Below are 12,013 nucleotides of genomic sequence, written 5' to 3'. Positions count from 1 at the left end.
GATCCGCCGATGGAGGAGCAAGATGCGCATCCTGATGCCGCTCGTCGTGCTGATGTCGCTGCTGACCAATCCGGCTCGCGCGTCCGACGACGGCAGCGCCGCGCAAAGCGTCATTCGGGCGCAGGAGCAGGCCCTGGCCCGTGACGACGGCCCGACCGCCTATGCCCAGGCGGCGCCCGAGATCCAGGCGCTGTTTCCGACGGTGGACGTCTTCATGGCGATGGTCAGGAGCGGCTACCCGCCGATCTACCGGCACCGCAGCTTCGAGTTCGGTCCGTCACAGGCCGCGGACGGCACCATCGCGCAGCGCGTGCACATCGTCGATGCCGAGGGTGAAGCGTGGGAGGCGCTCTACACGCTGCGGACGCTGCCCGACGGCAGCCTCAAGATCACCGGCTGCTCGCTGCTGAAGGCGGGCCAGTCGGTTTGAACGTACCGGACGGAATTCGCCCGGCAAACTCAGCGCGCCGGTGTCGGCGTCGGCGGGCCACCATGCTGCTGCCGCCATTGCAGGAACTGGCGGAATAGCGCGCTGCGCTCGGCCGGATCGTTGGACAGTTGACCTCCGGTCTGCCGGACGAAGGTCTCGAACTGCGTCTGCTGCACGTCGGCGACCTGCGGCCGCGGCACCATGTTGCGCGCGACCAGCCAGTCCTCTGCGGCCCTGAAGCGCTTCCAGCCGGGAATGGCGGCGACGATGCTCGACTCCCGCCATTTCGGATGGCGCGGCGGCTTCATGAACTCGTCGTAGTTCGCGAAGAACGCGTCGACGAAGCGCGCGACCTTGCGATAGCGCTCGGTATTCTCCGGCCAGTTGTAGCTGACGAGCAGCATGCTGATCGCCACCGTCTCGATCGTCTCGCCGGGATTGAGCAGGTTCGGATATTCCTCCGATGACAGCGTCGTCGGCAGATAGAGATCCTGCAGCCGACGATCGTAGGGGATCGTCACCAGATGCAGGGCGCGGTTGTCGTTCCTGATGTTGCGGGCGAGCTGGAAGATCTTGCCCGTGGAGACGATGTAGGCGTCGGCCTCGCCGTCGACCAGCTTCTGGATCGATTTGGCGTCGTCCGTCGCGTAGTCGAACGAGGCAGACAGATTCAGCCGGTTGAAGATCACGCGCGCCGAATAGAGGCCGACGTCGGTCGGAGCGATGATGCGCTTGCCGTTGAGGTCGGAGATCGTGCGGATCGAGGATCGCGCGATGACGTGGATCTCGTTGTGATAGAGCCGCGCGATATAGCGCAGCTGCGAGGTGATGTCCGGGATGCCGTATTGCAGGCGGTAGAATTCGGGCACGTCGGCGGCGACCGCGCCCATGTCGATGGTCTTCAGGAACAGGATGTCGGAGACGTTGCGCACCGGTCCCTTGCCGAGCACGGGCAGCACGCGGATGTTCGACTGGTCGTCCAGCACGCGCGCCATGTCGGAGCCGAACACCGAGGTCGCGCCGCCGGCGGGCGCGGTGATGATCGTGACGGTGCCTTCGTTGACGTCGTTCGGGTTCGGCAGCCGCCAAACGTCCGGCCCGCTACCGGGGGCCGGCATCAACGACGCCGGCAGTCCGGCCGGACGCGGCGGCGCGGGGATCACGGCCGCGGCGTTCGCCCGGACCGGCGCGGGCGCCACCGGCACGATGATCGAGCGGGTCGCCGCCGGACGCTGTGGCTGTGACTGTGGCGGCGACAACAACTGCGCCGAGGCCGTGGCGGCAAGCAGGGCCGTGGCAACGCCCGTCAGGAGCAGTCTGGCAACACAATGTGCTGCAATCGCGCACAGGCGATGTCCTCCGACAACGCGATGCCGCCGCAGCGATCTCGACCGGTCCGGAGCTTTCACCTCGACCCCTCCTTGCGCTTCAGGCAAGCGACGGTCGTCCGCGGCCTCGGCTGAGGCCTCGCGACAATTTCCCCTCGCGATGCGAGCCTAACGGCCCGATGGGCCCTGTTCGGCCTCGATCGGCTTCATAGTTGGTTGATGGGATTCGATGGATTTGCGGCGGCGGCCGGGATTTTGTATGACAGGGTGCATATAATGGATCGCGTGGAAGCGATCCGCAGCCAGTGTAGCGGCCGCGCAACAGTTGCGCTCAGGCGGTCACCCGGTGTTGCCGTCGCGCCAGGATCAGCAGCGTCACCACGATGGCGAGGTTGAGCGCATTCCAGGCAATGCCATTGGCAAAGGCGGCCGCGTAGGAGCCCGTGGCGTCGAAGATCACACCCGAGACCCAGCCGCCGAACGACATCCCGAACACCGAGGCGAAGATGATGATGCCGACCCGGGTGGCGGCCTCGCGCGCCGGCATCGCCTCGCGCACGATGATGGCATAGCTCGGCACGATGCCGCCCTGGAACAGGCCGAACATGCCCGAGATCAGATACAGCGAGGTCAGGCCGTCGAAGAACAGGTAGAACAGCAGCGCAAAGCCCTGGGCCAGCGAGCCGATCAGCAAGGTCCTGACGCCGCCGATCCGATCGGCGAGAAACCCCGAACCGACGCGGCTGACGATGCCGAGCGCCATCATCAGGGACAGCATCTGCGCGCCGACCGCGACGCCATAGCCGAGATCGCCGCAATAGGCGACGATATGCACCTGCGGCATCGCCATCGCGACGCAGCAGGCGATCGCGGCAACACTGAGCAGCACGGTCAGCGCATTGGTGGAGATCGGCAATTCGAGCGGTGGCGGCGCCGCATGCGCATGGTCCTGCGCGCCGGCACCGTCCATATGGGCGCGCAGCACCAGCAGCAGCGCGCTCATCGTCACCGCGCAGAACACGCCGAGCGTGACGTGGGTCGCGCGCCAGCCGATCTGCTGCACGCCCCAGTTCACCAGCGGCGGCCACACCGTGCCGGCAACATAGTTGCCCGAGGCGACGATGGTGACGGCGAGCCCGCGATAGCGCGCGAACCAGTGCGAAGCCTCCGCCATCAGCGGCGCGAAGGTCACGGAGGAGCCGAGCCCGATCAGGAAATACACCGCCTGGAACTGCCACAGCGTCACCGAGGCGCCGGCAAGCAGATAGGCCGCGGCGGTGCAGGCGATGCTCAGCGCCATCGCGGTGACGATGCCGAACCGGTCGGTGATGCGGCCGACGATGACGCCGCCGAGGCCGAAGCCGAACATCGTCAGCGTGTAGGCCAGCGAGACCGCGCCACGGCTGGCGGCGAATTCGGCCTGCACGACCGGCAGCACCACGACCACCGTCCACATCCCGGCGCCGCCGATGGAACCGATGACGAGCGCAAGCAGCAGCCGCGCCCAGGCCTGGCGCGAATCCGGCGTGAAGTGAGGCGCTTCCTCGAATCTTGTATTGGGTGCGAGCACGATGGCCGCAACTTCGTTGCCGCATCGCATCAGGTCAAGCCACATTGCTGCAGCATTGGCCATGCAGAAGCAGTGCAACAAAGGTATTATGGACGCTCATCATCCGGATGGCGCGAGGTCGGCACCGCGCAAGCCCGGCTGCCATTCTCATTGTCGCCAAGCCCCCCTCTTTGCGGCGCAGCACCTCCTGCGCTAGAGTCCGCATCGGAGAGATTCACGCGCGCATGGCCTTGGGACTGACACGGAAGATGCTGATGGTGGCGGGACGGCTGGTCGTCCTCGCTTACCTGATCTGTGTGCTCAGCCCCGGCCTGGCGATGGCATTCGGTTGTGGGCCAGCGCCCTGTCTCGACGGAGCCGCCGTGGCGGTCTCTCATCATGAGATGGCCGCCGACGCGCAGATGCATGCGGCGCATGCGCATCATCATGATCACCGGACCGCGGACGCCGGCATGCAGGCGCAGCACGCACCTGCCCCCGCTCCGTCACACCACGATCACAGCAGGATGCCCGGCGCCTGCTGCGCCATGATGTGCGCCGTGGGCCTCGCCGCCACGTTGCCGGCGGTGACCCTGCCCTCGCCGCTCGCCACCGCAAGCGAAGCCGTGCGCGAAACCACCCTGCCCGGGCGCACGCCGCCGCGGCTCGATCGTCCCCCCATCGTCCTGGTCTGAGCGAACGACGCGGGACCGCGCGCATCCAGCGCGCGGCTTATCGACAGAACGACACCTCATGGCGTCGCAACCCAAGGCGGCCGCCGACCTGCCGGTCGGAGCGGTGCGCGTGCGCGATGTCGTCGCCGGCAATCCCAGCGCGCGCGGCAAGCTCGCACCCGACGGCATGAGCACCGGACAGACAAGGATATGGAGACTCCGATGAAGACTTTGATCGCGATCGGCGCGGCGCTGGCCGCCGCCGTGATCGTCACCGCACCGGCACTTGGCCATGAGCAGCATGGGCAAGGCTATTCCGCCGGCGAGCCGGGCGACGCCAAACAGCCGTCGCGCACCATCGAGGTGCTGCTGGACGAGATGGAATTCACCCCGGCGCGCATCGAGGTCAAGCGCGGCGAGCAGATCCGCTTCGTGCTGCGCAACGTCGGCAAGGAGGATCACGAATTCCTGCTCGCCACGACCAAGGAAAATCTGAAGCACGCCGCCGTGATGAAGAAGCATCCGCACATGGAGCACGACGAGCCGAATGGCGCGCGGCTCGCGCCGAACAAGACGGCCGAACTGGTGTGGCGATTCACCAGGCCGGGCACGTTCGAATATTCCTGCCTGATCCCCGACCACCGCGCCTACGGCATGACCGGCCACGTTACCGTCAAGTGACGCATAGTTCGTCGTTCGGTCGTAGGGCGGATTGGCGCCAGCGTATTCCGCCATCGACGGCCCCACAGAAACACGGCGGATCACGCTTCGCTGATCCGCCCTACGCATCGAGTCGATTGAAGCAGAAGGAACGATACATGAAGACACTCGCTCAACTCACGACCGCCGCCGCTCTCGCCGTTGCGCTCGTTGCCCCCGCCTTCGCCGCCGACACGATCGATGGCGAGGTCAAGAAGATCGACACGGCCGCCGGCAAGGTCACGTTGAAGCACGGCCCGGCCAAGAGCCTCGGCATGACCGAACCGATGACGATGGTCTATCGGGTCAAGGACCCCGCTTTGCTCGGCACCGTCAACGTCGGCGACAAGGTGAAGTTCGAAGCCGCCGAGGACTCCTCGGGCTACACGGTGACGAAGATCGAGAAGAGCAAGTAACAGCCGCTGCGCGCGCTTTGCGTAGGCTAGCAGCCCTCTCCGCCGTCATTCCGGGGCGCGCGACAGCGCGAGCCCGGAATCCAGAGCCACGACCGTTTGTGAAAGCACGAGATGCAGGCCACGACTATTCCCTCCTGGCAACGACGTCCCGTGGTTATGGATTCCGGGCTCGCCGCGCTTCGCGCATCGCCCCGGAATGACGTCGCCATTAACGAAGTGGATGCGAAGCGCACCTGAGCGGCGTCGCTCTACAATTTCGCCCGGCCGAGAATGCCCGCGATCCAGTCCAGGAACACCCGCAGGCGCAATGTCAGCTGCCGGTTCTGCGGATAGAGCGCGTGCAGCGGCGTGGGTGACGGTGGGGTGTCGGACAACACCTCGATCAGGCTGCCGTCGGCGAGATCCGGGGCGAAGCGGTAGCGCGGCGCCTGCACCAGCCCGAGGCCGAGCCGGGCGAGATCGACCATGGTGTCGGAATTGTTGACCATCACCCGGCTCGGCAGCACCACTTGGCGCAGCACGCCATCGCAGCTGAATTCGAGCGGCAGCACCTCGCCGGTGCGCGACGAGATGAAGCCGACCATGCGATGGCCGTCGAGTTCGTCCGGCTGCCGCGGCGTCCCGTGCTCGCGCAGATAGGCCGGGCTGGCGACGGTGATCTCCTCGATGCTGCCGAGCCGGCGCTGGATCATGCCGCTGGCCTCGGGCGCGCCGGAGCGGATCACGCAATCGACGCCCTCACGGACGAGATCGACCAGGCGATCGCCCTGGCCGATGCGCAGATCGAGCTGCGGATGAGCGGCGAGAAACGCCGGCAGATGCGGCAGCAGGAAGGTCCGCGTCAGCAGCGGATGCGCGTCGATCCGCAACAGGCCGCGCGGGCTCGCATCACGCAGCGCGGTTTCCGCCTCCTCGATGTCGGCGAGGATGCCGACGCAACGCCGGTAGTACTCCTCACCGTCCAAGGTCGGCGTGACGTGGCGCGTGGTCCGCTCGATCAGGCGGATTCCGAGCCGCGCCTCGAGCTCCTTCAGCACCTCGCTCGCGGTCGAGCGCGGCAGGCCGAGATCGGCGGCCGCGGCCGTAAAACTCCGCCGCTCGACGACGCGGACGAACAGACGCATGGCATCGAACCGGTCCATGCCAGATTGTTCGCCCAGCCCGACATCTGATGTCAAGTCACGGCAGATTATACGGTCAGGGCGATCAGCTATGTCCTCTCGCGTTGAAACGAGGGAGACTGATCATGCCCAACACTCCGTCACCGATCGCGATCATCACCGGAGGCTCGCGCGGGATCGGCGCGGCGATCGCCGAACGCTTGGCCACTGATGGCGTCGTGGTCGTCGTCAACTATGCACGGGCCGAGCAGGCCGCAGCGCAAGTGGTGCACCGGATCGAAGCGGCCGGCGGCCGCGCGCTCGCCGTGCAGGCCGACGTCGCCGATCCCGCCAGCGCCATGGTGCTGTTCGATGCCGCCGAGCAGGCGTTCGGCGGCGTGGACATCCTGGTCAACAATGCCGGGACCATGGCACTCGGCGCGTTCGCGGAGTTGAGCGACGCTGACGTCGCACGCCAGTTCGAGGTGAATGTCGCAGGCCCATTTCGAACCCTGCGCGAGGCTGCGCGCAGGCTCCGCCATGGCGGCCGCATCGTCAATTTCTCCTCCAGCGTGGTCGGGCTCTATCAGCCGCGCTACGGCGCCTACGCCGCCACCAAGGCCGCGGTGGAAGCGATGACGCATGTACTCGCCAAGGAGCTGGCGCCACGCGGCATCACCGTCAACGCGGTGGCGCCAGGGCCGACCGAGACCGAGATGTTCCTGGGCGGCAAGAGCGACGAGCAGCTGCGCGCGATGGCCGCGGCGAACCCGTTCGGCCGCTTCGGACAACCGCAAGAGATTGCCGACGTGGTCGCGTTCCTCGCCAGCCCGGCGGCCGGCTGGGTCAACGGCCAGGTCCTGCGCGTCAATGGCGGCGTCGTCTGACGCCGCGCTGTTTCCACCAGCCGGCCAAGAGCCGGCGCACCCACAAGGAGCTCCCATGCCGTTCGCCAACATCAAGGTGCCGCAGGCCGCACTGACCACGGCCCAGAAGGAAGAAATCGTGCATCGCGTGACCGCGATGTTCGTCGACTATTTCAGCGAGGCCGCGCGGCCTCACGCGATGGTGCTGATCGAGGAGGTGCCCGACGGCGGCTACGGCCGCGCCGACGAGGTGTTCGTGATCCCGGACGCCTATCGCGCGACAAGTTGAGTGCCGGCATCGCACGCAGAATAGCGTTCCTGCGATCCGCCGATGGTCGTGCCCGCGTAGGGCGGATTAGCGTAAGCGCAATCCGCCATCGTCGGACACGGCACCGCGCTCGCAATGACGGAGATTGGGGCGAGCAGGGAGCGTCGCACTCTGCTGTCATCGTCCGCGAAAGCGGACGATCCAGTACTCCGGGACGGTCGTTGTTTAACCGAGAGGCCCCGGCGTACTGGATTCCCCGCCTTCGCGGGGAATGACAGTTGGGGGCTTGGCGGGACCTTGGGCCCACACGATCGCGGCCGAGACGACCTGGGACGGTAGGCAATCGGGCTGTGTTCGGGTAGGGCGGATCAGATAATCCGCCCTACGCACTGAAAAGGTTACGACTCAGGCCGCGCGCACCGAATCCAGGAAGCGTGCGACTTCCTGCTTGAGGCGGCTGCTCTGGCCGCCCAGCGACTTGGCCGCGGCGAGCACGTTGGAGGAGGCCGATCCGGTCTCATCAGCGCCCTGCCGCACGCTGGTGACGTTGGCCGAGACCTCTTGGGTGCCGTGGGCGGCCTGCTGCACGTTGCGGGAGATTTCGCGCGTCGCCGAGCTTTGCTCCTCGACCGCGGAGGCGATCGCGGCGGCGATCTCCGACATGCGGGCGATGGTCTCGCCTATCTCCTTGATCGCGCCGACCGACTCATGCGTCGCGCCTTGAATGCTGCCGATCTGCTGGCCGATCTCGCCGGTTGCCTTGGCGGTCTGCTCCGCCAGCGCCTTGACCTCGGAGGCCACCACCGCAAAACCCCTGCCGGCTTCGCCCGCGCGCGCCGCCTCGATGGTGGCGTTCAGCGCCAGCAGGTTGGTCTGCCCGGCGATGGCATTGATCAGCTCGACGACGTCGCCGATCCGCGCCGCCGCCTTGGCGAGTTCGCCGACGCGGTCATTGGTGCGCCGCGCCTGCTCCATGGCGTCGCGCGCGATGCGCGCGGAATCATGCACCTGTCGGCTGATCTCATCGACCGACGTCGTCATCTCCTCGGCCGCCGCGGCAACCGAATGCACGTTGGTCGAGGCCTCCTCGGAGGCACTCGCCACCACCGTCGCGAGCTCCAGCGAACGTCCGGCGGTCGTCGTCAGCGCATCGGCCGCATGTTCGAGGTCGGTGGTGGTGGCCGAGACCACCTCGATCACCTCCCCGATGGCGGCTTCGAACGCGCGGGTGAACGTTTCGACGCGCTGGCCGCGCTCGATCTTGGCCTGGGCCTCCGCCGTCGCAGTGCGCTCGGCGGCCTTCTTCTCCAACAGCGCTTCCTTGAAGGTCTGGAGCGATCCGGCCATGGCGCTGATCTCGTCGTCCCGGCCACTGGAGGGAATCGCGACGTCGTCATGCCCCCTGGCCATTTCGCCGATCACCGCGGTGAGCGCGATCACCGGCGCGATGACGCGACGACGCAACAGCAGGGTGACGCCGACCAGGAGCGCGATGAGAGCGGACACGATCACGAAGCCGATGATCAGCATCGTCAGGGCGCTGTCGCGCGACGCGACGGCATGGTCACGCGCCTCCGCGATCGAGGCGTCACGCAGCACGAAAAATTTCTCGATCGCCGGCACCACGATCTCGGCGAGCTGGTCGGCATTGATGGAATAGTTGGCATCGGCCTGCCCGGTCGCCATCTCCTTGTCGACCACGGCATTGGCGCGGCCGAAATAGGCCTCGTTGGCCTCCTTCAGCGCGGCTGCGAGCCGCTGGGGATTGCCGAGCTGCTGCACGCCCGACTGCAGGCGATCACGGTTGGTCTCGATCCGCCCCAGCGCGCGATCCATCCCGGCCTTTTCAGCCGGCGTGATCTGGCGGCGGGCACTGAGTGCGGGCGACAGCGCGGCCGCGCGACCACCGGCCGCGATGCGCAGATCCTGCGCGGTGCGGGCAACGTTCAAGAGCGTCGTCAAGGACGCATCGGTCGCTGCCACCCGGTCGGCGAGACCATCGAGGATCGGATCGATGTTGGCGGCGACCTGGCTGACGCCGGGCAGGAAGCCCTTGGCGATGGCCTGGTCGCGCGCGCTGAGCGGACGCGACAGAATCGGATCGGTGACGGTGCGAATGTCGTTGAGCTTGGCACCGGCCTGCGCGAGACCGTCGCCCATGGACTTGCCGTCGCTGAGCTCCGCGACCGCGGCCTTCGCCTTCGCAAAGCTCGTGTCCGCGGTCTGCCTGATCTTCGCGATGGCCGCCAGCTGAGCGTCGGTGGCCGGCGTTTCCTGGAACAGCGGGCTGATATAGGGCGCACGATGCCCGACCACGTGCTGCGCGAATGACAGGATGGCGCCGAAGGCTTCGACCGACCTGATCGCCTCGGCCCGATCGACAAACGTCCGATATTGCCCGACCACGTTCTGCGCAGCCGGCACGATCGCCAGCGCCGCGACCGACAGCATTGAAACCGCAAACAACCGACCGATCTTCATTACGGGAGTCCACCTGCATTGAATTCAGGTAAATCTGCCCGCCCCGCCCTAAGCCTTGCTTAAGTAGAAGCGACCCCCGCAATCTTACGGGGTCGGGCGAGGACACGCGCGCGAGACGCGACAGCGGAGTTCGGAGAGCAACCTTGGCTCGAAGCCGGGTGACGGCCAGGGTTTTGGCGTCAGCCCTGTGTCACTCCCGGAGAAACGCGGGCAGGATGTCGTCGAGGCTTTCCGCCACGACGGCGCGCGCGCCATTGCGCAAGGCAGCGCTGTTGGCCGCTTCCACCGCAGATGACGGGAACAGCGTGCTATCGATCTCGCGATCGAAATCCTTCCTTGGCACGAAGGCCCGCTCCAGTCTCGATTGGAAGGTTGCATAGGGATTTTGGCGAATGGCAAAGCTTTCCCCGTCAAAAACCGTCACGAGGAGATGAGAGTAGAGGTATGCCTTCTTGGTTAGACTGGCCTGATAGACTCCCACTCCGGCGATGGGGGTCGTGTTGGTCGAAGAATATGCTCCGGGAGACGCCGTGATGACGACGTAGCGCCTGCACCTGGCGCTCCCCGCGATCCGCCGAACGATCTCCGTCAACTGGCGGCCGGGCGTCGGAGCCGGACGAGAGGGAGGATCGTAGAACGGCTCGAATGCGCCCTTGGGATAGGTCAGGCGCAGCACCGTCACGCCGGCCCCTGCTGCGACGCGGACCCGTGCGGCGATGAGATCATCGAGGCCCCAGCTCTCGATCGGCGCCACCAGGGTCTCGCTGTCAAATGCAGTGAACCCGATCTTCCTCACCATGAAGCGGTCGGCGGCGGCAATCACCCCGATGCACGGCCTGCTGGTCTCCGGTCTGGGCGCTGACGTAGCCGGGGCCTGGGCCATAGCGGCCGAGGCAAGACAACTCAGTCCAAACACGACAGCTGCATACCGAACCATCTCGCCCCCTCGATCCGATCGCATGCCTGACTTTTCCAGATCACCGCAGGCCGCAATGGAGACCTAAGCCAATTTCTGCGCTCGCACCAGTAATCAGGACGATAGAACAGTTCGAACAGCGGCCAATCGAGTTCTATTCGGCTTGCTCTCTCGTCGCCAGCAATCGAATGGCGCGCGCAGCGTCATGGACCAAACTGCTCCCGCCCTAAGATATGACCGCTTTGAGCAAGGTCTGCACTAAGACAAGTAGATATGGTTCAACTCTGGATAATCGAAGGGTACTTCGTCCGCGTCGAGTGTTTCAATCCATTCACTGAGAGGTACGAAAAGGACGATCTGGCCCGGCGATGCGTCGGCCTGCTTGGCTCCTCCTGGTGAGCCGCACTCTGCAAACCGCCAATCCAGCCTGGGCGCAACGCCGACAAGCGATGGCAGGCCGCTTTCCGAATCGACGCGATAGACGGGCCCGCCATTGTCGGTCGAACATGATAGCGCGATCAGACGGCCTCGTTCGTCGGAAGACAGGATGAGCGTGTCTGGAGATGCGCTCTCGCTGCCCAGATATTCGGAGAGTTTCGCGCGAACGCCGCTCTTCAAAACCTCCTGCAACAGACCGATGGCCTCGTGAAGCTGGCGCGGAGCGCTCGCAAGGGACTTTGCCGAGCTATCGAAGTAGACGCCATTTTCCCAGAGCCATCCGTCGACGAACGCTGCAAGCCAGTTTTCGTCGCCGCATGCGTCGTTGAACCGATGCGGGCTCGTGGCAATCGCAACGGCCTTGCCGAGGCGAGAGAGGCGCTCAAAGAGCAGCTTCAGGAGATCGCCCCGGCGCCCACGGGCCTCGTCCGCCCGCATGAGCGGCGTCTGGTACCACCACGTCACATGCTGCGATGCGGTTCGGAAGCTGGAGAGAAAGCGAAGCAACAGCCGCAAGATTCCTCTTTCCTTTTTTCCGAAATCATGTATATCTCTCGCCGTCCTGCTTCCGCCGGAGGGGCGTGTCGCGACCGTCACGAGACGTGGGAGGTGGGATGCGATGGGCGCAGTGAATCGCAGCGTGGCCTACGGGTCGCGCGGACGAACGGTTCTTTGCGCACGGCGAAATCGTGCGGTCCTGATACCCCGACGCTGGTATCAACGCGGCGCAGTGCCAACGCATGTGCTGGGGATGGTGGCCAACAAGCTCGGCGCACCAGGGAGACCACGTATAAGCCGTTCCAACCGTTGCGCAGGGAGGGCCGGGCGTATCAGGCCAGACCTGTGGT

The 12,013-nt window shown here is 66.0% G+C and carries 13 protein-coding genes; 7 read left to right on the top strand and 6 right to left on the bottom strand.

Annotated elements, in window-relative coordinates:
* The first annotated feature begins 22 nt into the window (after positions 1-22).
* Positions 23-430, top strand: coding sequence for a DUF4864 domain-containing protein (locus tag S58_RS08595; RefSeq protein WP_015664889.1), 408 nt, complete (start codon positions 23-25; stop codon positions 428-430).
* A gap of 29 nt (positions 431-459) precedes the next feature.
* Here the strand turns inward: S58_RS08595 and S58_RS08590 are convergent, their stop codons facing one another.
* Together S58_RS08590 and S58_RS08585 are read right to left on the bottom strand one after the other, a co-directional pair.
* Positions 460-1,548, bottom strand: coding sequence for a TAXI family TRAP transporter solute-binding subunit (locus S58_RS08590; RefSeq protein ID WP_042340650.1), 1,089 nt, complete (start codon positions 1,546-1,548; stop codon positions 460-462).
* Positions 1,549-2,089: 541 nt separating this feature from the next.
* The gene (locus tag S58_RS08585) at positions 2,090-3,358 is read right to left on the bottom strand and encodes an MFS transporter (protein WP_015664887.1); all 1,269 of its coding nucleotides are present in this window, start codon (positions 3,356-3,358) and stop codon (positions 2,090-2,092) included.
* A gap of 194 nt (positions 3,359-3,552) precedes the next feature.
* Here S58_RS08585 and S58_RS08580 point away from each other — a divergent pair, with 194 nt between their 5' ends.
* The 4 genes from S58_RS08580 to S58_RS08570 all read left to right on the top strand — a co-directional run bounded on the left by S58_RS08580 (position 3,553) and on the right by S58_RS08570 (position 5,096).
* Positions 3,553-4,002 carry a hypothetical protein gene (locus tag S58_RS08580; RefSeq protein ID WP_015664886.1) on the top strand — a complete coding sequence of 150 codons (450 nt, stop codon included), beginning with the start codon at positions 3,553-3,555 and terminating at the stop codon, positions 4,000-4,002.
* Positions 4,003-4,060: 58 nt separating this feature from the next.
* Entirely contained in the window at positions 4,061-4,207 is a 147-nt protein-coding gene (locus tag S58_RS38100) for a hypothetical protein (RefSeq protein WP_015664885.1), read from the top strand.
* Complete coding sequence (locus S58_RS08575; RefSeq protein WP_015664884.1) at positions 4,204-4,662, top strand: cupredoxin domain-containing protein; 459 nt, start codon at positions 4,204-4,206, stop codon at positions 4,660-4,662. The genes S58_RS38100 and S58_RS08575 overlap by 4 nt, the downstream gene beginning before the upstream one ends.
* A 137-nt stretch (positions 4,663-4,799) precedes the next feature.
* Positions 4,800-5,096, top strand: coding sequence for a copper-binding protein (locus S58_RS08570; RefSeq protein WP_015664883.1), 297 nt, complete (start codon positions 4,800-4,802; stop codon positions 5,094-5,096).
* 248 nt (positions 5,097-5,344) lie between these two features.
* Here the strand turns inward: S58_RS08570 and S58_RS08565 are convergent, their stop codons facing one another.
* The gene (locus S58_RS08565; protein WP_015664882.1) at positions 5,345-6,238 is read right to left on the bottom strand and encodes a LysR family transcriptional regulator; all 894 of its coding nucleotides are present in this window, start codon (positions 6,236-6,238) and stop codon (positions 5,345-5,347) included.
* 104 nt (positions 6,239-6,342) lie between these two features.
* Between S58_RS08565 and S58_RS08560 the strand changes: the two genes are divergently transcribed.
* Both S58_RS08560 and S58_RS08555 read left to right on the top strand, forming a co-directional pair.
* Positions 6,343-7,083 (top strand): SDR family oxidoreductase, encoded by a 741-nt coding sequence (locus S58_RS08560; protein ID WP_015664881.1) that lies wholly within the window; start codon positions 6,343-6,345, stop codon positions 7,081-7,083.
* Positions 7,084-7,138: 55 nt separating this feature from the next.
* Positions 7,139-7,351: a tautomerase family protein gene (locus S58_RS08555; protein WP_015664880.1), complete on the top strand. Its 213-nt coding sequence runs from the start codon at positions 7,139-7,141 to the stop codon at positions 7,349-7,351.
* A gap of 384 nt (positions 7,352-7,735) precedes the next feature.
* On the opposite strand, the gene S58_RS08550 is transcribed toward S58_RS08555, so the two are convergent.
* The 3 genes from S58_RS08550 to S58_RS08540 all read right to left on the bottom strand — a co-directional run bounded on the left by S58_RS08550 (position 7,736) and on the right by S58_RS08540 (position 11,681).
* Positions 7,736-9,811, bottom strand: coding sequence for a methyl-accepting chemotaxis protein (locus tag S58_RS08550; protein WP_015664879.1), 2,076 nt, complete (start codon positions 9,809-9,811; stop codon positions 7,736-7,738).
* A gap of 190 nt (positions 9,812-10,001) precedes the next feature.
* Positions 10,002-10,634, bottom strand: a complete 633-nt coding sequence (locus tag S58_RS08545; protein ID WP_015664878.1) for a hypothetical protein — start codon at positions 10,632-10,634, stop codon at positions 10,002-10,004.
* 351 nt (positions 10,635-10,985) lie between these two features.
* Positions 10,986-11,681 (bottom strand): hypothetical protein, encoded by a 696-nt coding sequence (locus tag S58_RS08540; RefSeq protein ID WP_042339016.1) that lies wholly within the window; start codon positions 11,679-11,681, stop codon positions 10,986-10,988.
* Positions 11,682-12,013: the final 332 nt, after the last annotated feature.

It is taken from the genome of Bradyrhizobium oligotrophicum S58 (assembly GCF_000344805.1).
Taxonomy (GTDB): domain Bacteria; phylum Pseudomonadota; class Alphaproteobacteria; order Rhizobiales; family Xanthobacteraceae; genus Bradyrhizobium; species Bradyrhizobium oligotrophicum.
The sequence above is the reverse complement of the archived record's forward strand: the minus strand, read 5'-3'. Positions and strand labels throughout refer to the sequence as shown.

Bases quoted from the DNA above. Each gene is read 5' to 3' on its own strand.
- S58_RS08595 (WP_015664889.1), top strand. From the start codon at position 23: ATGCGCATCCTGATGCCGCTCGTCGTGCTGATGTCGCTGCTGACCAAT.
- S58_RS08565 (WP_015664882.1), bottom strand. From the start codon at position 6,238: ATGGACCGGTTCGATGCCATGCGTCTGTTCGTCCGCGTCGTCGAGCGG.
- S58_RS08570 (WP_015664883.1), top strand. From the start codon at position 4,800: ATGAAGACACTCGCTCAACTCACGACCGCCGCCGCTCTCGCCGTTGCG.
- S58_RS08560 (WP_015664881.1), top strand. From the start codon at position 6,343: ATGCCCAACACTCCGTCACCGATCGCGATCATCACCGGAGGCTCGCGC.
- S58_RS08590 (WP_042340650.1), bottom strand. From the start codon at position 1,548: ATGCCGGCCCCCGGTAGCGGGCCGGACGTTTGGCGGCTGCCGAACCCG.
- S58_RS08585 (WP_015664887.1), bottom strand. From the start codon at position 3,358: ATGCGATGCGGCAACGAAGTTGCGGCCATCGTGCTCGCACCCAATACA.
- S58_RS08575 (WP_015664884.1), top strand. From the start codon at position 4,204: ATGAAGACTTTGATCGCGATCGGCGCGGCGCTGGCCGCCGCCGTGATC.
- S58_RS08580 (WP_015664886.1), top strand. From the start codon at position 3,553: ATGGCCTTGGGACTGACACGGAAGATGCTGATGGTGGCGGGACGGCTG.
- S58_RS08550 (WP_015664879.1), bottom strand. From the start codon at position 9,811: ATGAAGATCGGTCGGTTGTTTGCGGTTTCAATGCTGTCGGTCGCGGCG.
- S58_RS38100 (WP_015664885.1), top strand. From the start codon at position 4,061: ATGGCGTCGCAACCCAAGGCGGCCGCCGACCTGCCGGTCGGAGCGGTG.
- S58_RS08555 (WP_015664880.1), top strand. From the start codon at position 7,139: ATGCCGTTCGCCAACATCAAGGTGCCGCAGGCCGCACTGACCACGGCC.